This is a genomic window from Aciduricibacillus chroicocephali (assembly GCF_030762805.1).
Classification (GTDB): Bacteria; Bacillota; Bacilli; order Bacillales; family Amphibacillaceae; genus Aciduricibacillus; species Aciduricibacillus chroicocephali.
In genome coordinates this window covers 1,828,471-1,852,233 of the sequence record NZ_CP129113.1, presented here as the reverse complement: position 1 = coordinate 1,852,233, position 23,763 = coordinate 1,828,471, and the positions used below count along the sequence as shown (strand labels likewise).

At 41.8% G+C, this 23,763-nt stretch carries 27 protein-coding genes and 2 riboswitches; of the genes, 23 read left to right on the top strand and 4 right to left on the bottom strand.

The genetic code is table 11. From position 1 onward, the window contains the following. Positions 1-92: 92 nt before the first annotated feature. Positions 93-899, top strand: a complete 807-nt coding sequence (locus tag QR721_RS09725) for a VLRF1 family aeRF1-type release factor (protein ID WP_348026402.1) — start codon at positions 93-95, stop codon at positions 897-899. 45 nt (positions 900-944) lie between these two features. Here the strand turns inward: QR721_RS09725 and QR721_RS09720 are convergent, their stop codons facing one another. The 4 genes from QR721_RS09720 to QR721_RS09705 are packed head-to-tail and all read right to left on the bottom strand — an operon-like array spanning position 945 to position 3,952. Then, positions 945-1,361, bottom strand: coding sequence for a Fur family transcriptional regulator (locus tag QR721_RS09720; RefSeq protein ID WP_348026400.1), 417 nt, complete (start codon positions 1,359-1,361; stop codon positions 945-947). Continuing rightward, positions 1,358-2,212: a metal ABC transporter permease gene (locus tag QR721_RS09715; RefSeq protein ID WP_348026398.1), complete on the bottom strand. Its 855-nt coding sequence runs from the start codon at positions 2,210-2,212 to the stop codon at positions 1,358-1,360. The genes QR721_RS09720 and QR721_RS09715 overlap by 4 nt, the downstream gene beginning before the upstream one ends. 18 nt (positions 2,213-2,230) lie before the next feature. Next, on the bottom strand, positions 2,231-2,986 hold the full coding sequence (locus QR721_RS09710) for a metal ABC transporter ATP-binding protein (RefSeq protein WP_348026396.1): 756 nt from the start codon (positions 2,984-2,986) through the stop codon (positions 2,231-2,233). Positions 2,987-3,001: 15 nt separating this feature from the next. Then, complete coding sequence (locus QR721_RS09705; protein ID WP_348026394.1) at positions 3,002-3,952, bottom strand: metal ABC transporter solute-binding protein, Zn/Mn family; 951 nt, start codon at positions 3,950-3,952, stop codon at positions 3,002-3,004. A gap of 239 nt (positions 3,953-4,191) precedes the next feature. Between QR721_RS09705 and QR721_RS09700 the strand changes: the two genes are divergently transcribed. The 22 genes from QR721_RS09700 to QR721_RS09600 all read left to right on the top strand — a co-directional run bounded on the left by QR721_RS09700 (position 4,192) and on the right by QR721_RS09600 (position 23,737). Then, on the top strand, positions 4,192-5,109 hold the full coding sequence (locus QR721_RS09700) for a proline dehydrogenase family protein (protein ID WP_348026392.1): 918 nt from the start codon (positions 4,192-4,194) through the stop codon (positions 5,107-5,109). Between the two features lie 95 nt (positions 5,110-5,204). Then, positions 5,205-5,567, top strand: a complete 363-nt coding sequence (locus QR721_RS09695; RefSeq protein ID WP_348026390.1) for an arsenate reductase family protein — start codon at positions 5,205-5,207, stop codon at positions 5,565-5,567. A gap of 82 nt (positions 5,568-5,649) precedes the next feature. Further along, complete coding sequence (gene gcvH / locus QR721_RS09690; protein WP_348026388.1) at positions 5,650-6,033, top strand: glycine cleavage system protein GcvH; 384 nt, start codon at positions 5,650-5,652, stop codon at positions 6,031-6,033. Positions 6,034-6,179: 146 nt separating this feature from the next. Further along, the gene (locus tag QR721_RS09685; protein WP_348026386.1) at positions 6,180-6,533 is read left to right on the top strand and encodes a toprim domain-containing protein; all 354 of its coding nucleotides are present in this window, start codon (positions 6,180-6,182) and stop codon (positions 6,531-6,533) included. 23 nt (positions 6,534-6,556) lie between these two features. Then, positions 6,557-6,874 carry a thioredoxin family protein gene (locus QR721_RS09680; protein ID WP_348026384.1) on the top strand — a complete coding sequence of 106 codons (318 nt, stop codon included), beginning with the start codon at positions 6,557-6,559 and terminating at the stop codon, positions 6,872-6,874. Between the two features lie 61 nt (positions 6,875-6,935). Beyond that, a riboswitch (SAM riboswitch) is annotated at positions 6,936-7,042 on the top strand. Between the two features lie 101 nt (positions 7,043-7,143). Beyond that, positions 7,144-8,175 (top strand): methionine ABC transporter ATP-binding protein, encoded by a 1,032-nt coding sequence (locus tag QR721_RS09675; protein WP_348026382.1) that lies wholly within the window; start codon positions 7,144-7,146, stop codon positions 8,173-8,175. Continuing rightward, on the top strand, positions 8,165-8,833 hold the full coding sequence (locus tag QR721_RS09670) for a methionine ABC transporter permease (RefSeq protein ID WP_348026380.1): 669 nt from the start codon (positions 8,165-8,167) through the stop codon (positions 8,831-8,833). The genes QR721_RS09675 and QR721_RS09670 overlap by 11 nt, the downstream gene beginning before the upstream one ends. A gap of 59 nt (positions 8,834-8,892) precedes the next feature. Then, entirely contained in the window at positions 8,893-9,726 is an 834-nt protein-coding gene (locus QR721_RS09665; protein ID WP_348026378.1) for a MetQ/NlpA family ABC transporter substrate-binding protein, read from the top strand. Between the two features lie 159 nt (positions 9,727-9,885). After that, the gene (locus QR721_RS13940; protein ID WP_488656351.1) at positions 9,886-10,056 is read left to right on the top strand and encodes a YuzK family famiily protein; all 171 of its coding nucleotides are present in this window, start codon (positions 9,886-9,888) and stop codon (positions 10,054-10,056) included. A gap of 265 nt (positions 10,057-10,321) precedes the next feature. Next, on the top strand, positions 10,322-11,104 hold the full coding sequence (sufC, locus tag QR721_RS09660) for a Fe-S cluster assembly ATPase SufC (RefSeq protein WP_348026376.1): 783 nt from the start codon (positions 10,322-10,324) through the stop codon (positions 11,102-11,104). A 28-nt stretch (positions 11,105-11,132) separates the two neighbouring features. Then, entirely contained in the window at positions 11,133-12,440 is a 1,308-nt protein-coding gene (sufD, locus tag QR721_RS09655; protein WP_348026374.1) for a Fe-S cluster assembly protein SufD, read from the top strand. Further along, on the top strand, positions 12,440-13,660 hold the full coding sequence (locus QR721_RS09650) for a cysteine desulfurase (RefSeq protein ID WP_348026372.1): 1,221 nt from the start codon (positions 12,440-12,442) through the stop codon (positions 13,658-13,660). The genes sufD and QR721_RS09650 overlap by 1 nt, the downstream gene beginning before the upstream one ends. After that, a complete protein-coding gene (gene sufU, locus QR721_RS09645) occupies positions 13,650-14,084 on the top strand; it encodes a Fe-S cluster assembly sulfur transfer protein SufU (RefSeq protein ID WP_348026370.1) in 435 nt (144 codons plus the stop codon). The genes QR721_RS09650 and sufU overlap by 11 nt, the downstream gene beginning before the upstream one ends. Before the next feature lie 47 nt (positions 14,085-14,131). Further along, entirely contained in the window at positions 14,132-15,532 is a 1,401-nt protein-coding gene (gene sufB, locus QR721_RS09640) for a Fe-S cluster assembly protein SufB (RefSeq protein WP_348026368.1), read from the top strand. 144 nt (positions 15,533-15,676) lie between these two features. Further along, a complete protein-coding gene (locus QR721_RS09635; protein ID WP_348026366.1) occupies positions 15,677-16,384 on the top strand; it encodes a hypothetical protein in 708 nt (235 codons plus the stop codon). A 133-nt stretch (positions 16,385-16,517) separates the two neighbouring features. Beyond that, entirely contained in the window at positions 16,518-17,336 is an 819-nt protein-coding gene (locus tag QR721_RS09630; protein ID WP_348026364.1) for a sulfite exporter TauE/SafE family protein, read from the top strand. A 10-nt stretch (positions 17,337-17,346) separates the two neighbouring features. Continuing rightward, positions 17,347-18,738 (top strand): bifunctional metallophosphatase/5'-nucleotidase, encoded by a 1,392-nt coding sequence (locus QR721_RS09625; protein WP_348026362.1) that lies wholly within the window; start codon positions 17,347-17,349, stop codon positions 18,736-18,738. Positions 18,739-18,798: 60 nt separating this feature from the next. Beyond that, positions 18,799-19,128: a YunC family protein gene (locus tag QR721_RS09620; RefSeq protein ID WP_348026360.1), complete on the top strand. Its 330-nt coding sequence runs from the start codon at positions 18,799-18,801 to the stop codon at positions 19,126-19,128. Between the two features lie 67 nt (positions 19,129-19,195). Then, the gene (gene yunB, locus QR721_RS09615; RefSeq protein ID WP_348026358.1) at positions 19,196-19,972 is read left to right on the top strand and encodes a sporulation protein YunB; all 777 of its coding nucleotides are present in this window, start codon (positions 19,196-19,198) and stop codon (positions 19,970-19,972) included. A 45-nt stretch (positions 19,973-20,017) separates the two neighbouring features. Next, a riboswitch (Lysine riboswitch) is annotated at positions 20,018-20,190 on the top strand. 129 nt (positions 20,191-20,319) lie between these two features. Then, the gene (locus tag QR721_RS09610; protein ID WP_348026356.1) at positions 20,320-21,891 is read left to right on the top strand and encodes a Na+/H+ antiporter NhaC family protein; all 1,572 of its coding nucleotides are present in this window, start codon (positions 20,320-20,322) and stop codon (positions 21,889-21,891) included. Positions 21,892-22,085: 194 nt separating this feature from the next. Beyond that, positions 22,086-23,621 carry a sodium-dependent transporter gene (locus QR721_RS09605; protein WP_348026354.1) on the top strand — a complete coding sequence of 512 codons (1,536 nt, stop codon included), beginning with the start codon at positions 22,086-22,088 and terminating at the stop codon, positions 23,619-23,621. Then, a complete protein-coding gene (locus QR721_RS09600) occupies positions 23,621-23,737 on the top strand; it encodes a methionine/alanine import family NSS transporter small subunit (protein WP_348026352.1) in 117 nt (38 codons plus the stop codon). Before QR721_RS09605 ends, QR721_RS09600 begins: the two co-directional genes overlap by 1 nt. Positions 23,738-23,763: the final 26 nt, after the last annotated feature.

Below are 23,763 nucleotides of genomic sequence, written 5' to 3'. Positions count from 1 at the left end.
TTTTGTTCTTTAAGCTAAACCAAACAGTTTGAGAGTAGTTGTAAAGAGGAACAGATAAGCACATTTCAAAGTTAAAGGAGTGTGTTCAGCGAATGGATTTGGCAAAACAGCTTCAAGAACTTGAACAGATTCATGGCGATGGAAGCAAGGGGAAAATTCTTACCATGTATTTGAATACAGACCCCGCGGATCCGGATCAGCAAGGTGGAAAGTGGAGAATTACGCTGAAGAACGGTCTGCGAAACTTTGAGAAGTATATACAGGAATCAAATGATGAACAGGAAATGAAAGAATTTCAACGTGTGAAAGAAAAAGTGACGAACTATATTAATAATAATGAATTGGATTTAAAGAAAGGCTTAATCATTTTCGCAACTGCGGATGACAGGGTCTGGTTCACTGCAAAAGTACAAGTGCGTCTGCGCTCGGACTTCTATTGGCAGGAGACACCAGTTCTTGATCAGCTAATTGAATTGAAACAGGACTATCCAAGAGCGGGCATCATCCTCGTTCAATCAGGACAGGTGAAAATCATTGAATCCAATATGAATGAAGTGGAAGGTACCGTTCATTATGAATTGGATCTTGATACAGAAGATTGGAAGCAGAAGCTAGGGCCGCAGCAGGCGAAAGGCGATATGCAGCCAGGTGCGCATAATCTCCAAGTGGATAATTTTAATAGCCGGGCAGATGCCAACCGTTACCGCTGGTTCAAATCTATTGCACCCAAGCTCGATATGCATGCAAAGAGCGGTAACTGGGAGAAAATCTTTGTCATGGGAGAACCGGATGCAGCCCAGACTGTAACAGACCTCATGAATAAACCAGTTGACGGTGTGCTTCAGAAAAATATGCTTGATCAGGACGAACATCGTGTACTTGACGAATTATTTGGCTAAGTCCATAAGAACAGGGGCCCCTCCAAAAGGAAGGGCCCCTGTTTGTTATGCACAACGGCATTCTGGGCAAATGCCATAGACTTCAAATTTATGTGACTCAATTTCATAACCATTGAGCAAATTACTGCAAATACGGTCCATTGGACAAATATTGATTTCCTTTGTCCTACCACATTTTCTGCATATGAAATGATGATGGTGGCTGTCAGAACAAGATATTTGGAAATGCTTTTCACCATCTAACTCAGTCATTTCGAGAATATCGAGTTCAGCAAATGTATTCAGATTGCGATAGACCGTGTCAAAGCTGATTCCTTCATATCGCTCTTCCATATACTCATTCAGTTCCTTTGCTGTACGATAACCGCCTGCAGATAGGAAGAAGTTAAGCATATCTTTACGTTTATCAGTCATTTTGTAGCCATTTTCTTTTAATCTGTTTATCGCCTTTTCAAAATTCATGATACGACCTTCTTTCTCGCCGTGCGCATGGTGAATTTCTTACCGATAATTGAGCAAAGCAGAATCGCGATAGATATGATTACGATCGTTCCGCCGGGAGGAATGCTGAAATAGTATCCGGAGATAAGGCCTAGAATGACTGCAAGCTCACCGAATATTACAGATAGCAGCATCATTTGTTTAAAGCCTTTTGCAAGCCGCATTGCGCTTGCGACAGGCAATGTCATCAAAGCCGAAACGAGAAGCACACCGACAATCCGGATGGAAGTACCGATTACAAGAGCAGTCAATATAATAAAGATTAAGTGGATCCTTTTTGAATGAATACCGGATACAGTTGCATGTTCTTCATCAAAAGAGAGTGCTGTCAATTCTTTATAAAAGATTGCAATGACAATCAAGATGAAAATGGTAATTCCGGTAATCGTCAGCAAGTCAGAATGACTGACCGCTGAAACGGAGCCAAATAGATAATTGAACAAGTCAGTGTTGAAGCCATTGGCTAGAGAAATGAAAATGACACTCAGACCAACGCCTCCGGAAAGGATAATCGGAATGCCGATTTCCTGGTAAGCCTTATAAACATTACGCAATTTCTCAATGAGAACAGAGCCGATTACGGAAAAACCAATGCCGCCGTAAAAAGGGCTTAGCCATACATTTGTAAAGTTTTTCTCCAGTAGCAGTCCGAATGCAATCCCTGCCAAAGTTACATGAGATAGTGCGTCAGCAATGAGTGAAAGTCTTCGAACGACAATGAATGTGCCAAGGAGCGGAGCGACAATGCCGATCAGAAGACCTGTAATAAATGTATTGCGGAGAAAATCAAATGCGAGCAAATCGGCAATCATACAAGTCGCCTCCTTCTTCTAATGATTATGTGTCATACCATGAACAGGGTGGCCGTACATTGCCGATAATGCTTCATCATTTAGCGAATCATACTGATCTTTGCCGCCATGGAAATGGAGCTTTTTATTTAAACAGATGATATCTGTTGCATACTGAGTCATCGTCCCAGTGTCATGAGTAATCATAAGCAATGTAATGCCTTTTTTGTTCAATTCATGAAGCAGTTTATAAAAATGCTGGACATTAGAGCTGTCGACCCCAACAGTAGGTTCATCCAGTATCAAGAATTCCGGGTCAGCGACAAGAGCACGGGCGATGAATACGCGTTGCTGCTGGCCGCCGGAGAGATCGCCTATGTTTCTCTTGGCAAATTCGAGCATATGAACCTGCTCCAGTGCTTCGGAAATTTTTTTCTTATGCTTTCTGCCGAGAAAACGGAAGTAGCCGACTTTAGCAGCAAGCCCCATTGCGACAACTTCTTCTACTGTAGCAGGAAATCCACGGTTAAAAGCGTTTGATTTTTGCGATACATAGCCAATCCGATTCCATTCATGAAACTGGCGGATTGGCTTGCCAAACAGCAAGACCTCACCGCTGTCTGGCTTCAGCAAGTTCAAGATGATTTTTACAAGTGTTGTCTTTCCCCCACCATTCGGGCCGACGAGTCCAATGAAGGAACCGGGAAGAATATCGAGGTTAATATGTTCCAAAGCTATTTTTCCATCATAGGAGGTGCTGACATTTCTCATGCTGAGAATGGGCTGCGTTTCCATAGGTTGGCCTCCTTATTATTGAGTCGCTTTTTTCAAAACGGACAAATTGTCTCTCATCAGACTCATATAGTCTTCATGATTGTCCATGTCATTTTGGGTCAATACTTCAAGGTTGTGAATGTTCAGTGCCTTGGCACCGATCTGCTTCTGTATAAGTTGTCCAAGCTTGTCTTTTTTATATTTTTCGTAAATGACATAATGAAGTTTCTCTTCTTTAGCAAGACGGGTAATCTTTGCAAGCTCTTTTTGAGAAGGTTCATCACTGGAGGAAAGGCCACGTATTGAAATCTGCTCAATTCCGTAACGTTCCCAGTAACTGTAGGCAGCATGTGAAACAAGAATGTGCTGCTGATTGCTATTTTTTAATTCCGCAGAGAAGTCCGCGTTAAGAGAAGTAAGTTCTTTTTGCAATTTGTTCATGTTTGCTGCATATTCTTTTTTATGAGATGGATCCCACTTTGCGAAATTGTTTTCAACCATTTCACCTATTTCTATCATTTTAAGTGGATCAAGCCAGATATGCGGATCTTTGTCGCCATGATCATGTCCATCATGTTCCTTATGTTCGTGCTCATTTTCTTCCTCAGCAGAAGCCTTTTTAAACAAGGATGCTTTCTTTCCTATTTCAAGCATATGGACATCTTGATTCTTCAAAGCATCTGCTGTTGTTTCAGCAAAGCCTTCCATTCCTGCTCCCATATATATGAAGCCATCTGATTTTGCAATGTCTGTAACCGTTTTGGATGTCGGTTCAAATGTATGAGCATCTGTGCCAGGTGGATAGACCGAATGGACAGAGACATGGTCACCACCGATTTGTTTAGCTAAGTACTCCAAAGGATAAATGGAAGTATAAATATCCATCTGATCAGAACTCTTCTTATTATTTTCTTTACTGCCAGAGCATCCGGCCGTAATTATAATTGGCAGCATGAGTGCAGCAATCATGTATAATACCTTCTTCATCTAAGTTTCCTCCTGAAATTTCTAATCCGAAAAATGTTCTAATCGAATTATATCGGAACCTTTACGATTTGTAAATAAGAATGGTTACGATTATTTTGAGAGGGAATTTTTGCCTCGAAAAAGACTATATTTTAAGACACTTATATTGTCGGGAAACTTCGAGACTTTCATGTTAAGATTAAAGCGTAATGAGTCTTTCCGAGTATAATATAGTAAGGAAGACAAAGGAGATGCATACGATGGAAACGGTTATGCGGAATCTTTTTCTGTTTCTTTCCAAAAACAAAACGATGACAAAAATGGCGAAAGAGCATGGGCTGAAATTTGGTGCCAGCCGATTTGTAGCAGGTACGACAATTGAAGAAGCTTCAAAAAAAATAGCCCGTTTGAATGATGAAGGACTTTGTGCAACTGTAGATTTTTTAGGTGAATTTGTAAATTGTGAAAAAGAAGCGAAAGCAGCAACCGATGAGTCGGTACATGCCATTGAAACAATTGCCAAAAACGGACTTGATTCTGAACTGTCGGTCAAGATGACTTCATTGGGACTTGATATTTCAGATGACGTTGTCTTTGCCAATATGAGGCGTATACTAGACGCAGGTAAAAAGCACGATGTAACAATCACAATTGATATGGAAGATGAGAGCAGATGTGAGAAAACACTTGAGATTTTTAAGACATTGAGAAAAGAGTATGACAATGTCGGAACAGTGCTGCAAGCTTATCTATACCGGACTCTTGGGGACCTGCAAATTTTAAATGAATATAATCCTTATTTACGCCTCGTAAAAGGAGCTTACAAAGAATCGGATGAAGTCGCTTTCGCTGATAAAGAAGATGTTGATGAGAACTACCGTCATTTAATTAAACTAAACCTGCTATATGGCAATTATACAGCAATCGCAACTCATGATGACTCGATGATTCGCTATGTGAAGAAGCTGGAAAAAGAGCATAATCTGGACCGCAAACAGTTTGAATTCCAAATGCTTTACGGGATTCGCAATGATTTTCAGAAACAGCTTGCTGATGAAGGATATCGAGTCAGAGTCTATATTCCATATGGCCAGGACTGGTATGGATATAACATGCGCCGTCTGGCAGAGCGACCAGCAAACGTGCTGTTTGTCTTGAAGGGAATTATGAAAAAATAGATAGAAGGAGCGGCCAAGTTTGGCCGCTCTTTCATTTGTCGCCTCATATGTATCTTCATGTTACAATATATAAAAAAGATGTGGAGGTAGATGGAATGGCAGTAAAGTTTTACTGGTATCCTAAATGCAGCACATGCAGAAATGCTAAAAAATGGTTGGAAGAGAACGATGTTACATATGAAGCGATTGACATTGTCAAAGAGCCTCCTTCAAAAGAAGAATTGCTTGAAATGATGGAACAGAGTGGTCTGGAAGAGAAGAAATTTTTCAATACAAGCGGCATGAAATATCGCGAGTTGAACATGAAAGAGAAGCTCCCGGAAATGGACAGAAATCAGAAGGCGCAAGTGTTGTCGGAAGATGGCATGCTCATTAAGCGTCCACTCGTTTATAACGGCAATGAAGTGACAGTAGGTTTCAAAGAAAATGAATTTATCGAAAAATGGTTGCAAAAATAAGCAAGCATAGTAGAATAATAGTTGTTAGCCTCGGCTAGAAGACAAACTTTGCAATGATACTTGCTATTACGGAGGGATTATGATGAGCAACTTGCCTGAAGAACTTCTATATTCTGAAGAACACGAATGGGTTAAAAAAGAAGGAGATAAAGTTCGCATCGGTATCACTGACTTCGCACAGTCTGAACTTGGTGACATCGTATTCGTTGAACTTCCTGAAGAAGATGACGAAGTAGCTGTAGGTGACTCTTTCGGAAGCGTTGAGTCTGTAAAGACAGTTTCTGAATTGTATTCACCAGTAAGCGGAACTGTTGTTGAAGTGAATGAAGATCTTGATGACACTCCAGAAGCAGTTAACGAATCTCCATACGAAAATGCATGGATGCTTGTTGTTGAACTTTCTGATGATTCAGAACTTGACAAGCTTATGACTGCTGAGCAGTACAAAGCTTTCATCGAAGGTTAATCAATTCATGCAAACCGGCAAGCGGCTTATGAGCTGCTTGCCGGTTTTTTTGTGCTTTGAACCTTTTCATTACATTGGGCAAACACATAATTGGCATGCTATCATTAATATATATAAGGTGAAGTTATTGCTGGAGGTGCTGTAAGATGCATATAGACCTGAGCAAAGTCATTATTGTTGAAGGTTTGTCTGATAAACGGCAAATCGAGAAGATCATCCTGGAAGAGATTGAGGTGATCTGTACGAATGGCACGCTCGGGGTATCGAAGCTGGATGAATTGCTCGATGAATACAACCTTGATCATCGCGACGTTTACATTATGGTTGATGAAGATAAGTCGGGACAGCGCTTACGCAAAATGCTTGCAAGAGAGCTTCCGCATGCACAACATATTCATACAACGAGTGAATTCAGAGAAGTAGCTGCGACACCAGACTATGCGCTGGCTACAGCTCTAGCCGCCAAAAGGATAGCAGTCAATCCGCTCTTTCTCCTATAAAAAACCGATAAAAGGTGAATCCATTGCGAGAAATCATACAAAATGAATTAAATGACAAAGACTTGCTGCTGTTCATCCATTCACCATTCTGTGGTACATGCCATGTAGCAGAAGGAATGCTTAGACAAATTGAAACAACATTGGACAAAGATATCTTTTTCCATATGAATGCTTCTCTCCATGAAAGCTTCATGTATGAGCATAAAATTGAGAGCGTTCCTTGTCTCTTTATAAGGGAAAATGGAGAAACTAGGAAGAAGGTGTATGCCTTTCACTCCATTGCCAATATTCTCAGTATCCTTCTCGAGCAAAAACCGGAATTGTTCGACAGAATGTCTTGACGAGCAAGCAGTAGCATGATAATATTTTTCTTAATCAATTTGCATATTTCAAATTATCTATCTCTTATCAAGAGCGGTGGAGGGAAAGGCCCTTTGAAGCCGCGGCAACCTTCAACATGGTTGAAAAGGTGCCAAGTCCAGTGAAGCAGAAGCTTTGCCAGATGAGAGGACATAAAGACAAGCCCGATCGTTCATGCGTCTTTCTGTTCTCTGCAGAAAGGCGCATTAATTGTGTATTAGGAATGTAGGCAAGGAAGGTGGACAGCTAGATGATCGTCATCGACAGCTTGACCAAAGTGTTTCGAACAAAGAAGAAACAGATCACAGCAGTAGACAATATTAATCTATCCATTGCTGAAGGTGAAATATTCGGCGTGATTGGATATAGCGGTGCCGGAAAGAGTACATTTATCCGTTTGCTTAACCGGTTGGAAGAACCATCTGGCGGCAGTATCTCCATTGGAGAAAAGGAGATTACTAAACTTTCGAGCAAGGAACTCCGCATTGCCAGGCAGGATATTGGAATGGTATTCCAGCATTTCAATTTGCTCTGGTCGCGTACAGTAAGAGAGAATATAGCGTTTCCGCTTGAGGTTGCTGGGGTAAAAGCTGAGGAACGCAAACGTCGAGTTGAAGAGTTAATCGGACTTGTTGGACTGGCAGGAAGGGAAGATGCCTATCCGTCCGAGCTTTCAGGGGGACAAAAACAGCGAGTCGGCATAGCCCGTGCTCTCGCCAATAATCCGAAAGTCCTTCTCTGTGATGAAGCGACTTCCGCTCTTGATCCGGAAACAACGAATTCGATTCTTGATCTTCTCGTTCGGATTAACAAGGAACTTGGACTGACAATCGTACTGATTACCCACGAAATGCAAGTTATTCAAAAGATCTGTAATCGGGTAGCTGTCATGGAGGCTGGAAGAGTCGTTGAACTCGGTGACGTGCTTGACGTATTTTCACATCCGAAGCAGCCCATCACGAAGAAATTCATCGAACAAGCTCTCGGCTTTGAAGATGAGGAAGATGGATTGAGCAGCATTGTGGACTCCTACAAGACTGGCAAAGTATTGCGCTTGCATTTTGTAGGTGAAATGGCAAATGACGCATTGATTAGTCGGATTGCGAAAGATTTCAATGTCGAAATCAGCATTATTCAAGGCAAAATCTCCCAGACACAGCGCGGTGCTTATGGCACACTTGTAATCCATATGAATGGAGAACAATCTGAAGAAGAGCGCGCACTTTCCTATATTAAGGAAACTAAAGCTGCCAAAGTGGAGGTGCTCCGTAATGCTGAATGAATTATTTCCGGCAATTGATGTAAATGACCTTATTCAGGCGACAGAAGAAACATTTTATATGACTTTGCTTGCCCTGGTCGGGACACTAATACTTGGTCTCATTCTCGGACTTCTGCTCTATCTCACTAGTAGAGGGAATGTTTGGCAAAACAAACCGGTTAATATCATTATAGCGGCTCTTGTGAACATTTTCCGAGCGATTCCATTTATCGTTCTCATACTCCTGCTGTTCCCGTTTACGGACTTTTTACTTGGTACAATCCGTGGTCCGAACGCAGCGTTGCCGGCTCTTATTTTAGGAGCGGCACCATTCTATGCGAGACTTGTTGAAATCGCATTGAAAGAAGTGGACAGAGGTGTTATCGAAGCAGCTCAAGCTATGGGAGCGAGCACTGGAAGAATCATTTTCCGCGTATTGCTTCCGGAGTCGATGCCTGCGCTTATTTCAGGGTTGACCGTAACAGCTATTTCATTGATTGGCTATACTGCGATGGCCGGTGTCATTGGGGCCGGGGGTCTTGGAGACTATGCGTATTTCTATGGCTTCCAAAGACGCGAATTCGATGTTGTACTTGTATGTACAATTCTGATTGTCATTATAGTATTCATCTTCCAATTCATCGGCGACTTCCTGTCCCGCAGAATTGACAAACGCTGAACAAGGATCTGATGATTCAATTCTATAGATCAAGTAATCAAACAAGGGGGAAACAAAAAATGAAAAAATTGTATGCTTTGCTTGCAGCTCTTCTTGTGCTTACGCTTGCAGCTTGTGGCACATCAGGAGATAGTGACAAGAAAGACGAAAAGAAGGATAAAGTTATTAAGATTGGTGCGTCAAGCACACCTCATGCCGAAATCTTGAAAAAAGCTGAACCGCTACTTGAGAAAAAAGGCATTAAACTTGATATTAAAGAATATCAGGACTACGTATTCCCGAATGACGATCTTGCAGATGGCAAGCTAGATGCAAACTTCTTCCAGCATATCCCGTATCTTGAAGATACAGTTGAGAAGACAGGTTATGACATTACAAGCATCGGCGGCATCCACATTGAACCAATGGGTGTCTATTCCAAGAACATCAAGTCTGTCAAAGATATTAAAGATGGTACAGAAGTTGTCTTGAGTCGCAGTGTTGCAGACCACGGACGTGTTCTTGGTTTGTTCGAATCACAAGGTTTGATTAAGCTTAAAGACGGTGTCAAGAAGCAAAAAGCAACTGTTAAAGACATCGTTGAAAACAAGAAAAAGCTCAAATTCTCTGCTGACGTAGATGCTGCGTCTCTTCCTGAAGTGTATGAAAAAGAAGGCGACACACTTGTTGCAATCAACACGAACTATGCTATCCAGGCTGGCCTAAAGCCAACTAAAGATGCACTCTTCATTGAAGGAAGCGAATCACCATATGTAAATGTGATTGCTGTCCAGAAGAAGGATAAGGACAACAAGGACTTGAAAGAACTTGTGAATGTATTGCATTCAAAAGAAATTCAGGACTTCATCAAAGAGAAGTACAACGGTGCAGTAGTACCAGTTGATGGCAAATAATTGATTTTAAAAAGCGCAAAATCTTACGGGATTTTGCGTTTTTTCGTTTGAACGTCCATTGTTCCGGTTAAATATACTGTGTTATAATTAAACAAGATTTAACACGAGTAATTAAGACTTAAGACGAAAGGGCGATTCATTATCCAATCTGGTTTAAGCATGACCTATACTGCGGAAATGGAAAAGGCAATGCAGCGTTGTCACAAAGTGGGATACGCGGAATATTGCAGGAAGCTCGACACAAGAATGGATGTTGAAAAGGAACGCGAGCGAGAGTACGCTGCGTGCAAACATCTTATTGCTGAATTCGACAGTAAGATTCATAGATGACTCTGGATAACTGGTAAAATGCTGGCATCTCCTGAATTGGAGACGCCAGCATTTTTCTGTTATAATACTAGGTGGGCGCACTTTTTTGAAAGAAAAGTCGAATGGACAATGTTTTCCGACTTTTCCAGACAATTGCTGAGGAAGCGCTCCAAAAGTGTTGATAAAAGAAATGAAATGCTATAAGATGAGAATGAGAATCAAATTAGAATGGATATAATAAAGTCCATACAACAAATTTTCATAATAGAATCTGGAGGTATCATTCATGGCAGGATCAGTTTTGGAAATCAAGAATCTTCATGTATCAATCGAGGACAAGGAGATCTTAAAAGGTGTAGACCTTACTATAAAAGGCGGAGAGTTCCACGCGGTAATGGGACCAAACGGTACTGGTAAATCCACATTGGCTTCAGCTATCATGGGTCATCCAAGCTATGAAATTACAGAAGGAAGCATTACGCTTGACGGCGAAGATGTACTTGAAATGGAAGTTGACGAACGTGCTCGCGCAGGTTTGTTCCTAGCTATGCAGTATCCAAGTGAAATCAGCGGTGTTACAACTTCTGAATTCCTTCGCTCTGCCATGAATGCACGTCGTGAAGAGGGTGATGAAATTTCATTGATGAAGTTCATCAAGGAAATGGACGAAGCACTCGACTTCCTTGAAATCGATAAGAATATGGCGCAGCGCTACTTGAACGAAGGTTTCTCCGGTGGTGAGAAGAAGCGTAACGAAATTCTTCAGCTTTTGCTTCTTAAGCCTGAAATCGCAATTCTTGATGAAATCGACTCAGGTCTTGATATTGATGCACTTAAAGTTGTTTCCAAAGGCATTAACAAAATGCGCGATGATAACTTCGGCACACTGATCATTACTCACTATCAGCGCCTATTGAACTACATCACTCCTGACTTCGTTCACATCATGATGAAAGGCCGCGTTGTAAAGTCTGGCGGACCAGAACTTGCTAAGCGTCTTGAAGCAGAAGGTTATGAGTGGATTAAAGAAGAACTCGGAATTAAGGACGAAGTAGAACAGGAAGCATAATAACTTTTTGAAGGATAGGAGGGGCAACATGACTGTAGTGACAAAGCTGCCATACGATAAAGATTATATTTCACAGTTTTCTTCTGATAAAAATGAACCGGAATGGATGTCTTCACTTCGCCTTAAAGCATATGACCAGGCTGAAGCGCTTGATATGCCAAAGCCGGATAAAACAAATATCTCTAAGTGGAATTTCTCACAGTTCAAACATGCTGCTGAAGGTGCGAAAATTGACTCCCTTGATGCTCTTCCTGAAGAGCTGAAGGTTTTCATTGACGGCGACAGCAAGCCTGAGAACCTGTTGATTCAGCGCAATCAGACAGCTGCTTACGTTTCTTTGAGCAAGGATCTTGCGGATAAAGGCGTTATTCTAACAGATATCTTCACAGCAATGCGCGATCACAGCGAGCTTGTTGAGAAGTATTATATGAAGGATGCTGTACAAGTGGACGAGCATCGCCTTACTGCTTTGCATGCAGCACTCATGAACGGCGGCGTTTTCGTTTATATTCCTAAAAACGTCCAAGTTGAAACACCAATTCAGACAATCTTCTGGCAAGAAGATCCTGAAGCGGCACTATTCAACCACGTACTTGTTGTTGCTGACCAGGGCAGTGAACTCACATATGTTGAGAACTACATCTCCAACAATGATAACGAGCAGACAGTTGCAAATATCGTTACTGAAGTTATTGCTTTGGACAATGCTAAAATCGACTTCGGCGGTGTTGATCACTTTGCGGCAGGTACGACTACTTACATCAATCGTCGTTCTGCCGTATACCGCGATGCGACAGTTGACTGGGCGCTTGGCCTGATGAACGATGGCAATACTGTTTCTGAAAACATTACGCATCTGATCGGCGACGGTTCTTCTACAGAAATGAAGGCTGTAACAGTTGGACGCGGCAAACAGATTTCCAACATTACATCAAAAACTGTACACTTCGGAAAAGATTCCGTTGGCCACATTTTGCAGCATGGTGTTATGACGGAAGCAGCTTCCTCAATCTTTAACGGTATCGGTAAGATCGAGCATGGTGCTACACGCTCTGACGCTGTTCAGGAATCTCGTGTACTGATGCTTTCTGAAAATGCACGCGGTGATGCGAACCCGATTCTTCTTATTGATGAAGATGATGTAACAGCTGGACACGCAGCTTCTGTAGGCCGTGTGGATGAGCTGAACCTTTACTACTTGATGAGCCGCGGTCTGACAAAACGGGAATCAGAACGCCTTGTCATTCATGGCTTCCTTGAGCCGGTTGTTGGAGTGCTGCCAATTGAGTCTGTTAAAAAGCAGCTGACTAACATCATCGAGAGGAAAATCAACTAATGGATGTACGCGCCATTAGGGAGCAGTTTCCAATTCTTGACCAGGAAGTAAATGGTCACCCATTGGTCTATCTCGATTCATCAGCGACCTCCCAGAAACCGGTATCCGTCATTGAAGCTTTGGATGAGTACTACCGTCTTTACAATTCAAACGTTCACCGCGGAGTTCATACATTGGGTACGAGAGCTACAGACAAATATGAAGGGGCGCGTGAAAAAGTGCGCCGCTTCATCAATGCGGAGAGCACAAGCGAGATCATTTTCAACCGTGGTACTACAACAGCGCTGAATACTGTTGCTTGGAGTTATGCAAGAAGCAATCTCTCTGAAGGTGATGAAATTGTCATTACTTACATGGAGCATCATTCAAACATTATTCCATGGCAGCAGGCAGCAAAGGCGACTGGAGCAGTACTGAAGTACATTCCACTTCAGCCGGATGGAACTGTGACACTTGAAGATATCCGGGCAACTGTGACAAAGAGAACAAAGATTGTCGCCATGGCCCACGTATCCAATGTGCTCGGAACGATCAACCCTGTCAAAGAAGCAGCGAAAATTGCTCATGAAAATGGCGCGGTTATTGTAGTTGATGGTGCTCAGGGCGTCCCTCACTTAAAAGTGGACGTTCAAGATCTGGATTGTGATTTTTATGCTTTTTCTGCCCATAAGATGTGCGGACCTACAGGCATCGGTGTTTTGTACGGAAAGCGCGCACTTCTGGAAGCAATGGAACCAGTGGAATTTGGCGGTGAAATGATTGATTTCGTCGGTTTACAAGATTCTACATGGAAAGAGCTTCCGTGGAAATTCGAAGGTGGCACACCAATTATTGCTGGGGCAATCGGACTTGGTGCAGCAATCGATTTCTTGAATGAAGTTGGCATGGAAGAGATTCATGAATATGAAGAAAAGCTTGCTGCCTATGCATTAAAGCAATTGCGCACAATTGAAGGATTGGAAATTTACGGTCCAGAAGAACGCGCAGGGCTTGTTACATTCAATCTTGGTGATGTACATCCGCATGATACAGCTACTGTATTGGACGCAGAAGGCATTGCAGTGAGAGCAGGACACCACTGTGCCCAGCCACTCATGAAATGGCTTGATGTAACAGCAACGGCACGTGCGAGCTTCTACTTGTACAATACGGAAGAGGAGATCGACCGTCTTGTAGAAGGACTCTTGAAAACGAAGGAGTATTTCGGCGATGTCTTTTGATAATCTGGATACGTTGTACAGACAAGTCATCATGGATCATTACAAAACCCCGCGTAACAAAGGGGCTCTCGAAGACAGTTCTATGACTGTTGATATGAACAACCCAACATGCGGCGACCGTATCCGTATCCAGCTCAAAATTGAAGACGGCGTTGTTAAAGATGCCAAGTTTGATGGGGAAGGCTGTTCAATCAGTCTTGCCTCTGCATCGATGATGACTCAAGCAATCAAAGGACAGAAGTTGGACGATGCGCTGCGTATGTCCCAGATTTTTTCCGATATGATGCTTGGGAAAGAACTGGATGCAGGTGGTTTGGACTTGGGCGACATTGAAGCCTTGCAAGGGGTATCTAAATTCCCGGCGCGCATTAAATGTGCGACACTTGCATGGAAGGCAATGGAGAAAGGTGTTCAAGAAAATTAAGCGAACTGCTTTGACAATAGACTGAACATCTATAGGAGGGTGTAAAAATGGCGAAGAAAGAAACTGAAATCGTAGAAGAGTATAAATATGGTTTCCATGACAAGGACGTTTCTGTTTTCCGCACAGGCCGCGGTCTTACTCGTGAAGTTGTTGAAGAAATTTCACGTCAGAAGAACGAGCCACAGTGGATGCTTGATGAGCGTCTTAAAGCATTGGAAATCTTCTATAGCAAGCCAATGCCTCAGTGGGGTGGCGATCTTTCCGAATTGAACTTTGACGAAATTGTCTACTATGTTAAGCCGTCTGAGAAACAGGGACGGACATGGGATGAAGTTCCTGACGAAATTAAGCAGACATTTGATAAGCTTGGTATTCCTGAAGCTGAGCAAAAGTATCTCGCTGGTGTATCTGCACAGTATGAATCTGAAGTAGTTTACCAGAGTCTTGAAAAAGAACTTTCTGAGAAAGGTATCATTTTCACAGATACAGATACAGCTCTTAAAGAACATGAAGAATTGTTCAAACAGTACTTCGGTAAAGTAATCCCTGCTGCGGACAACAAGTTTGCTGCTTTGAATACTGCTGTTTGGTCTGGTGGATCATTCATCTATATTCCAAAAGGCGTTGAAACAACTTCACCGCTTCAGGCTTACTTCCGCATCAACTCTGAAAACATGGGTCAGTTCGAGCGTACGCTGATCATCGTTGATGAAGGCGGTTCTGTACATTATGTAGAAGGTTGTACAGCTCCTACTTATACAACGAACTCACTGCATAGTGCTGTTGTAGAAATCTTTGTTAAAAAAGATGGCTATTGCCGTTATACAACAATTCAGAACTGGTCAAACAACGTTTACAACCTTGTTACTAAGCGCGCGACATGTGATGCTAATGCAACAATGGAATGGATTGACGGTAACATTGGTTCTAAGTTGACAATGAAGTATCCTGCAGTTCTTCTTAAAGGTGAAGGTGCTAGAGGTCTTACAACTTCTATTGCTTACGCTGGTAGAGGACAACACCAGGATGCAGGTGCTAAGATGTACCACTTGGCACCACGCACATCTTCTTCTATCGTATCGAAGTCTATGTCCAAGTTCGGTGGTAAAGTATCTTACCGCGGAGTTGTACACTTCGGCCGTAAAGCAGATGGCGCTAAGGCTACAATTGAGTGTGATACATTGATTCTTGATAATGAATCCACATCTGATACAATTCCATACAACGAAATCTTCAACGATAACGTTTCACTTGAGCATGAAGCTAAGGTTTCCAAAATCTCTGAAGAACAGCTCTTCTACTTGATGAGCCGTGGTATTGGAGAACAAGAAGCTAGTGAAATGATCGTAATGGGCTTCCTTGAGCCATTCACGAAAGAACTTCCAATGGAATATGCAGTTGAAATGAACCGTCTAATCAGACACGAAATGGAAGGTTCAATTGGTTAATTTATATAGAAAACTCCCTGTTATCTCTAACAGGGAGTTTTTTTATATTAATTTAAAAATTGTGTTTCCTTATCTTCCCAAGAACTTTAAATAGAAGTATACTAAAACTGTTATACAAGATGATACATCAAAGGAGAGATTATTGTGAAAAAGGTTTTTATTACTTTATTAAGTCTTCTAGTCCTTTCCGCTCCAAGTATATCTATGGCAGCTGCTTCATCTGTTTCCAGCAATGAGAGCGAACAGACTACAAATCCTACCACTAATAATGAGGCCAATACGGAAAAGAAAGAAGCAGTTAAAAAGAAAAAAGAAGCTATACAGGAAAAAAAGAAAGCAAAGAAAGCTATTATAAAAGAGAAGAAAGAAAAAAAGAAAGCGGAAAAAGAATCAAAGAAAGAAACAAAGAAGTTAGACAAGCAAGCTAAAGCTGATAAACGAAAAGCAGAAGCTGAGGCAAAAGAAAAAAAGAAAGAAGAAAAAGCTGAAAGAAAAAAGAATGAGAATGAAATAAAGAAACAGCAAAAAGCTAAAAAGGAAGACGAGAAGGCAGCAGAAAAGCAAAAGAAAGAAGAACTAAAAAAAGCTGAATCTGAAAAGAAACAGCAGGAGAAACTAGAAAAGGAAAAAGAAAAAGCAGCGGAAAAGCAGAAAAAAGAAGATGAAAAAGCAGTAGAAAAGCAAAAGAAAGAAGAACTAAAAAAAGCTGAATCTGAAAAGAAGCAGCAGGAGAAGCTAGAAAAAGAAAAAGAGAAAGCAGCTAAAAAGGAAGAGAAAGAAAATAAAAAAGCAGCTGAAAAGAAATTAAAAGAAGAGCGCAAGGCTGCTGAAGAACAAGAAGTTAAGGAATAAGAAAAGTTAAAAAGCCAGCAATGTTCGTTTACGGACATTGCTGGCTTTTTAATTCCAATTAATATAATCGGATAGCGACTTATCTAGGTAAATCGGCTATACTTGATTAAAAAGAATAGGATAGGGAATAAAAATGGTCTATATTATTTGTATTGTCACTGCAATTGCGACCTCTTTTGCTGGTGCGCTGCTTGGATTGGGCGGTGGGGTTCTTTTTGTACCAATTATGTTACTCTTTACAAATTTTCTTACTGGTTTTGAGTGGGTCAATCCTCAATCTATCGTAGGAGTCTCGCTAATTGCAATGATTTTTACTACTATTACATCAACCATTTCTAACTCTAGGAATGGACTTGTTGATTTCAGACTTGGTTTTTATCTTATTTCTGGGAGTGTTCCAGGTGGTATCTTTGGTTCTTGGCTAAGCCGCTATATTCAAATGGAAAATTTCCCTTTATATTTTGGTGTTCTACTTCTCCTTATTTCTTTACTGTTTCTCATTGAGATGAAGTCTGGGGAGGAGAAGATCGATCATGGAAAAGGAATTCTGCGCATACTTGTTGTAAATGGCACGGAATATCGTTATAGAATTTCTTGGTTGAAGCCGTTCTTCATTGCTTTTTTTGTAGGTACGTTATCAGGCTTATTTGGTATTGGCGGTGGATCGATGATAGTGCCTTCACTCATTTTACTTTTTGGTGTCCCGGCTCATATTGCAATCGCCACATCTTTATTCATGATCATCTTTAGCAGCGGAGTAGGAGCAATCACTCATATTGCTCTTGGCCATATTCCATGGCATTATACTTTGTACGTTGTGCCAGGTGCAATTATCGGTGGATGGCTTGGTGCCCATGTAAATCAAATTTTGAATGGAAAGACTCTCATCCGCAGTTTACAGATCTGCCTTGTGCTAATCGGTTTATATTTGATTGTTGACAGCATGCTATAAGGGGTTTTTCATGATGCAAGAACAGCTGTATTTTTATTTTACAAATGATTTTCATAGCAATTTTCAGCAATGGCCACGGGTTGCGGCTTATTTAAAAAATGAAAGAGCGAAGTGGCAGTCACGCAATCGGGATGTTTATCTCTTTGATATTGGTGACCATATTGACCGGGTAGCTGCCATTACAGAAGCGACGCTTGGGAAAGCAAATGTTGGGCTGATGAATGATATTGGCTATGATGCTGTTACACTGGGCAACAATGAAGGCATCACATTGCCACATGAGGATTTGCAACATTTGTATGATCATTCGAAGTTCACAGTCATCTGCAGTAACTTGCAAACAGCCACTGGTACAAAGCCATTTTGGCTGCTTGATCGCAAGACAATCAGGACAAGACATGGCACGAAAATTGGAATCATCGGACTGACGGCACCTTTTGCAGCTTTTTATAAAAAACTTGGCTGGGAAATTAGTGATCCAGAACGTTTTCTTGGTGATGAGATTGCCAGCTTGAAAGCTGAGCACGATATACTTATTTTATTATCGCATCTTGGACTGTCAGAGGATGAAAAGATTGCGCAAGCTTGGCCGGAGATTGATATTATTATGGGAGGCCATACTCATCATCTTCTCAAGAACGGCAAATATGTAAACGGTGTACTGCTTACGGCTGCAGGAAAAGGATGCCATTATGCAGGTGCTGTTCATATAGAATGGGATCTTATACTTAATAGGGTTACAGAAAAATCAGGACATGCAGAAAACCTGGAAACCTATCCTGAAGACGGGCAAACTGCAGACAGTCTAAAGAAATTGGAAAAGGATGCAGAACGGAAGCTTTCTGTTACAGTTGCTGAATTGAATTATGATTTAAAAAAGGACTGGTTTAAAAAGACTCCACTCATGCAAGCTCTTACGGAAACGATGGAGGAGTGGACAGGGGCGGATTGTGCCATGCTGAATTCAGGTGTCATTCTTGGGGATCTTACCGCAGGCAAAGTGACACGCGGTGATTTGCATCGTATATGTCCGCATCCAATTAATCCATGTGTTGTAGAGGTAGACGGTGATGAATTGCTTGAGATCATCCGAGCCGGTGAAACAGAAGAATTGACTCATTATGAATTGAAGGGGTTCGGCTTTCGCGGCAAAGTGATTGGCAAGATGGTTCTTTCCGGGATTGAACCAATTAGAGAAGAGAAAGCCGACCTGTCATTCATTAAATCGGCTAAAATTCATGGGGAAGAGATAGATCTAAAAGGCAATTACAAGCTCGCAACAGCAGACAGTTTCACTTTTGGAAGATTGTTCCCCGAGATAGCAAAGGCGAGGGAGAAGAAGTATTTCCTGCCTGAGTTCCTTCGAGACTTGTTGCTGCTTGCTTTGCAAAGATTGCCATAAAAAGGGTAACTGGACGTGTTGCCTCTGCATAGGCTGATTGCAGAGGAGGAGAATTACATCATGATTCATGTGAACCCAATTGAAATTGAAGGTAAGACTTTTACTTCTGTTCGTGTCGCTTTGCCAAAGACGAACTTGTTAGTCGTAACAAACGAGACAGGATATATTATGTGTGCGGCATTAGATGTAGGCATTCTTGATACAGCGCTTCGGGATCGTGAAGTAATCGCCGGAAGGGCCCGAGGAGTGCGCTCCATTGATGATTTACTGGAAGCGCCTTTGGAACTTGTTACGGAAGCTTCACGTCAGCAATTCGGCTGGGAACCCGGTATGAAAGGGAAGGATGCTCTGCTCCGCTTGACTGAACAGTCTGCGCCAAAGCAAGTCTAATACTAGAAATTTATCCATTCTAACCCCCTTGTGGCCAGCATAAACTGGCTGCAAGGGGGTATGTTGCGTGGCATTTCGGAAAAGATTCCGCAAAAAGAGGACACCTCCTGCGCCAAAGGCCATTTTTGCATGCACTTTTATTTGTTTTATAATCCTTGTTTTGCTCAGTTTTTGGCTCGTAGATCGCGGCATTAAGCCGACATTGATAGATATTGCTGAAATCAAGACAGATGAATTTGCTACAAGAGCGATCAATGCAGCTGTCGAGTTTACAGAAGATGTTGAGTTCGATAATTTGATAGAGGAAAAGTACGACCATAATGGGGAAGTGACAAGTACATCCTGGAACTCGGCTGCAATTAACAGAATCTTGCGGACCTCGACAGACAGGGTTGAATACTACCTTCATAATATGAATAAGGGAGCGACAATTGATACAGAGGATCCGAATCTGAAACCAGAAGATTACGGAAATACGGCTTCGGATCTTGCACAGCGGGATCCTACTGTAGTAGAAATACCTATCGGTCAGGCGACAGGCAACTCAGTGTTGGCTAATCTCGGGCCTAAGATTCCTGTACATTTTGAGATTGTCGGTAATATTAAAACCGATGTCATTCATGAGGTAGAGGAGTTCGGTATCAACTCTGCGCTGTATAAGCTTTATATTAGTGTGAATGTCAATGTCCAAATCGTAATGCCATTTTCTTCTTCAGTCTCTGAAGTTGAGACAAAGATATTCATCACTTCTGGAATTGTAAATGGAAAGGTTCCTGAATTTTATAGTGGAAATGGGGAAGGACCTTCCATTTCACTGCCAAAAGACAGCTTGAAGAAGGATTGATAGTTTGATAGACTATATATACAAATTCATAGCCAACCTTATAATCGGTGAGGTAGAGGCGCGGCATATATAAGTAGCCGGCAGGAGGATGACACCAATGATTGCCAGTGAAAGGATCTGCCGCCGAAGTTTCATGGAAGTCGCGTTCATGATTCTGGTATGTTTTCGAACAGGGAATGTACTGTCATGCATATTCTGCATGGAGGACTATTGATCGGTGGAGGATAACGTATATTGATAAAGCAATGATAGGTTATTTTCTATCATTGCTTTTTATTTTGCCATCATGTTGTCTAATCTGACTGGACAGTCTTACCTGCAAAAATTATTTGGAGGCTTTAGTTTATATGGATACACAAGAAATTCTTTCCTTGCTTCCCGCTGTGATCATGCTTGTGCTCGTTTTGGCCACAAGAAAGGTCCTGCTCTCGCTTGGGACCGGGATTATCGCTGGTGCACTTATTCTTAATGATTTCTCAATCTTAGGAACCTTGAAAGAAATATGGAAGGACTTTGCTAATATTTTCTATACGGAAGGAGCGGTCAACAGCGGCAATCTTCTGTTGCTTGCGTTCCTGCTATTGCTCGGTATAATGACAGCATTGCTCGCTGCTTCAGGTGGCAGCCTTGCTTTTGGTGAGTGGATGATCAGACGAGTAAAAACCCGTGCTGGTGCCCAGTTGATGACTGTACTTCTTGGAATTATCATTTTTATCGATGATTATTTCAATGCACTCGCCGTTGGACAAGTTGCCCGCCCGCTTACAGACAGACATCGAGTGTCAAGGGCGAAACTTGCATATTACATAGACTCGACAGCTGCACCGGTCACTGTTATTTCACCAATTTCGAGTTGGGGAGCTTTTATCATCGGGATTCTTGGCAGTATTTTCGCAGCCAATGGAATCAGAGATATGAAACCCCTTACATCTTTTGTAGAAATGATTCCTTACAATTTCTATGCTTTGACTGCATTACTGCTCGTTTTTCTTACAGCTCTTTTTTCAATGGATCTCGGTCCAATGCGTAAACATGAAAAGCGTGCTATGGAAACCGGTCAGCTTATTGATCCGGATCCGAAAAAAGCTAAAGTTGCCGGAGATCTCAGTTCAACATTTGAACCTCATGAAGAAGGACGGGTTCGTCATCTGCTTGTGCCGATCATCACACTGATCGCTGTTACCGTAATCATGATGATTTATACAGGGTTCAAAGCTAGCGGTTCAAACCCGACTGTTCTAACGATTTTTGCTGAAACGAATGTAAACCTAAGTCTGTTTTCAGGAGGAGTTGTCGCTGTAATCGTCGGCTTCGCCCTTCATTTCACTCAAAAGGCTCCGCGAGCAAATGGTGGGAAAATATTGTGGGAAGGCATTAAGACGATGCTCCCAGCAATATATATCCTGTTGCTTGCTTGGATTGTAGGTTCCATTATTTCTGATCTGAAGACTGGCGAAATTCTTGCCAATTATGTACAACAGTCCACTCTTAAGCCAACGATGCTGCCACTTGTTTTCTTCGTAATATCGGGTATCATGGCGCTCGCGACTGGTACATCTTGGGGCACTTTTGGAATTATGCTAGCAATCGGTGCTGAAGTTGTACTCAAGGTCGACATCAACTTGTTGCTTCCGACGTTGTCGGCAATACTTGCAGGATCAGTCTTTGGAGATCATTGTTCGCCAATATCAGATTCAACGATTCTTTCATCGACTGGAGCAGGAGCGAACCATATCGATCACGTTATGACCCAGTTCCCTTATGCATTGCTTGCTGCAATTGCATCAGCTTTCGGTTATTTGATCATAGGTATGACTGAGCAGCTTTGGCTTGCTTTACCAGCAGTCTTGATCATTCCTATTATTGCTTTGCTTATAGCTAAAGCCAAGAACAGAAAGAAAGTTGAACATACTGTCTAATTTTAAGCTCTGCAGATTATTCTGTAGAGTTTTTTGTTACTTAAGTAATGTTTAATATTACCATTATAGTACTTTAAGAATGCTTTGACATTGTTTTTGAGAGCAGTTATAATAACGAATGAAATAATCAGAAAACAAAAAACATTTTTATCAATATGTTTGTTGTTCTGTAATTTTTTAGGGGGATAATCATCATGGAACAACGTTCACAATGGGGAACAAGAGCCGGGTTCATTATGGCTGCTGTCGGTTCAGCAATAGGTCTAGGTAATATTTGGCGTTTCCCGGCTGTAGCTTATCAGAATGGTGGGGGAGCATTTTTCATTCCTTATCTGTTCGCACTTCTAACGGCTGGCATACCAATTCTAATTATGGAATTTACGATGGGCCATAAGTACCGGGGATCTGCACCTCTTACTTTCCGCAGAATGAATCGCAAAACTGAATTCATCGGCTGGTGGGGTGTACTTGTATCTTTTGTCATCTCAACATATTATTCAGTCATTATTGCCTGGGCAATATCTTACACTTTCTTCTCATTCAAGTTGAGCTGGGGAAAAGATACAGAAGCTTTTCTTTATAACGACTACTTGCATCTTGGCACGCCAGGTCACTTTGGCGGGCTTGTACCACAGGTTGTCATTCCATTGATTATCGTGTGGGCAATCGTACTAGGGATTTTGTCGAAAGGTGTCAAGAAGGGAATTGAAGCGGCAAACCGAATTTTCATTCCATTGCTTGTATTTATCTTCATTCTTATTGTAATCCGTGCTATTACACTTCCAGGAGCTAGTGATGGTTTGCAAGCATTCTTTGCACCAGACTTTAGCAAAATACTCGATTCAAAAGTATGGGTGGCTGCATATGGGCAGATATTCTTCAGTCTTTCAATCGCCTTTGCAATAATGATCACATACTCAAGCTATTTGCCGAAGAAATCCGATATTACAAATAATGCCTTTATTACTGGATTCGGTAACTCAAGTTTCGAATTGCTTGCAGGAATTGGAGTTTTCTCAGTTCTGGGTTTCCTTGCACAGCAGCAGGGTGTTCCGGTTGATAAGGTCGTTTCTGACGGTGTTGGTCTTGCTTTTGTTGTATTCCCGCAGATCATTAACCAGTTCCCGGCTTTGCCGCAGTTATTCGGTGTTTTGTTCTTCGTGTCACTTGTACTTGCAGGATTGACATCACTTATGTCGATTACAGAAACATATGTTGCTGGGCTAGTTGACAAGTTCAATATTTCTCGTATACGTGCAGTATTGTTCGGTGGCGGTCTTTCTGCGATTATTTCATTGCTGTATGCAACAAAGGGTGGCTTGTTCTTCCTGGACAACGTTGATTACTTCATTAACCAGTTCGGTGTTGCTGTACTAGGTCTTGTCGAAGTAATTCTTGTTGCTTGGATTCTTCGCAAGCTAGGCATGTTCAAAAATCATGCAAATGAAATCTCAGATATTCGCGTTCGTTGGTGGTGGACGTTTAGTCTAGTCGTTATTACACCAGTCGTACTTGGCTATATGATGTATGATTTGTTGAAAAACAACTTGCTTAAAAAATTCCCTACTGAAACAGGAAACTATGGTGGATATTCAGACGGGTTTATCCTTTCATCTGGTTGGAGCATTGCTATTGGGGTATTAGTTGTTGCAATCATCCTATCCTTTATGCAATGGAAACATAACCGTGAGCTTACGGCGCCTGATTTGGATGAAGAGGAGGAAGTATAATGACTGGCAGTGCTATCTTTGTCATGATTCTTGGGATTTTGGTTATTTGGGGCGGACTTGGAGCAAGTATCGCTTATGCTGTCCATAAATCAAAACAGGCACGAAAAAGAGCTTGAATTTTAAAAGGAAGAGTCGTTTGTAG

Bases quoted from the DNA above. Each gene is read 5' to 3' on its own strand.
- QR721_RS09725 (WP_348026402.1), top strand. From the start codon at position 93: ATGGATTTGGCAAAACAGCTTCAAGAACTTGAACAGATTCATGGCGAT.
- QR721_RS09720 (WP_348026400.1), bottom strand. From the start codon at position 1,361: ATGAATTTTGAAAAGGCGATAAACAGATTAAAAGAAAATGGCTACAAA.
- QR721_RS09715 (WP_348026398.1), bottom strand. From the start codon at position 2,212: ATGATTGCCGATTTGCTCGCATTTGATTTTCTCCGCAATACATTTATT.
- QR721_RS09710 (WP_348026396.1), bottom strand. From the start codon at position 2,986: ATGGAAACGCAGCCCATTCTCAGCATGAGAAATGTCAGCACCTCCTAT.
- QR721_RS09705 (WP_348026394.1), bottom strand. From the start codon at position 3,952: ATGAAGAAGGTATTATACATGATTGCTGCACTCATGCTGCCAATTATA.
- QR721_RS09700 (WP_348026392.1), top strand. From the start codon at position 4,192: ATGGAAACGGTTATGCGGAATCTTTTTCTGTTTCTTTCCAAAAACAAA.
- QR721_RS09695 (WP_348026390.1), top strand. From the start codon at position 5,205: ATGGCAGTAAAGTTTTACTGGTATCCTAAATGCAGCACATGCAGAAAT.
- gcvH (WP_348026388.1), top strand. From the start codon at position 5,650: ATGAGCAACTTGCCTGAAGAACTTCTATATTCTGAAGAACACGAATGG.
- QR721_RS09685 (WP_348026386.1), top strand. From the start codon at position 6,180: ATGCATATAGACCTGAGCAAAGTCATTATTGTTGAAGGTTTGTCTGAT.
- QR721_RS09675 (WP_348026382.1), top strand. From the start codon at position 7,144: ATGATCGTCATCGACAGCTTGACCAAAGTGTTTCGAACAAAGAAGAAA.
- QR721_RS09670 (WP_348026380.1), top strand. From the start codon at position 8,165: ATGCTGAATGAATTATTTCCGGCAATTGATGTAAATGACCTTATTCAG.
- QR721_RS09665 (WP_348026378.1), top strand. From the start codon at position 8,893: ATGAAAAAATTGTATGCTTTGCTTGCAGCTCTTCTTGTGCTTACGCTT.
- QR721_RS13940 (WP_488656351.1), top strand. From the start codon at position 9,886: ATGACCTATACTGCGGAAATGGAAAAGGCAATGCAGCGTTGTCACAAA.
- sufC (WP_348026376.1), top strand. From the start codon at position 10,322: ATGGCAGGATCAGTTTTGGAAATCAAGAATCTTCATGTATCAATCGAG.
- sufD (WP_348026374.1), top strand. From the start codon at position 11,133: ATGACTGTAGTGACAAAGCTGCCATACGATAAAGATTATATTTCACAG.
- QR721_RS09650 (WP_348026372.1), top strand. From the start codon at position 12,440: ATGGATGTACGCGCCATTAGGGAGCAGTTTCCAATTCTTGACCAGGAA.
- sufU (WP_348026370.1), top strand. From the start codon at position 13,650: ATGTCTTTTGATAATCTGGATACGTTGTACAGACAAGTCATCATGGAT.
- sufB (WP_348026368.1), top strand. From the start codon at position 14,132: ATGGCGAAGAAAGAAACTGAAATCGTAGAAGAGTATAAATATGGTTTC.
- QR721_RS09630 (WP_348026364.1), top strand. From the start codon at position 16,518: ATGGTCTATATTATTTGTATTGTCACTGCAATTGCGACCTCTTTTGCT.
- QR721_RS09625 (WP_348026362.1), top strand. From the start codon at position 17,347: ATGATGCAAGAACAGCTGTATTTTTATTTTACAAATGATTTTCATAGC.
- QR721_RS09620 (WP_348026360.1), top strand. From the start codon at position 18,799: ATGATTCATGTGAACCCAATTGAAATTGAAGGTAAGACTTTTACTTCT.
- QR721_RS09610 (WP_348026356.1), top strand. From the start codon at position 20,320: ATGGATACACAAGAAATTCTTTCCTTGCTTCCCGCTGTGATCATGCTT.
- QR721_RS09605 (WP_348026354.1), top strand. From the start codon at position 22,086: ATGGAACAACGTTCACAATGGGGAACAAGAGCCGGGTTCATTATGGCT.
- QR721_RS09600 (WP_348026352.1), top strand. From the start codon at position 23,621: ATGACTGGCAGTGCTATCTTTGTCATGATTCTTGGGATTTTGGTTATT.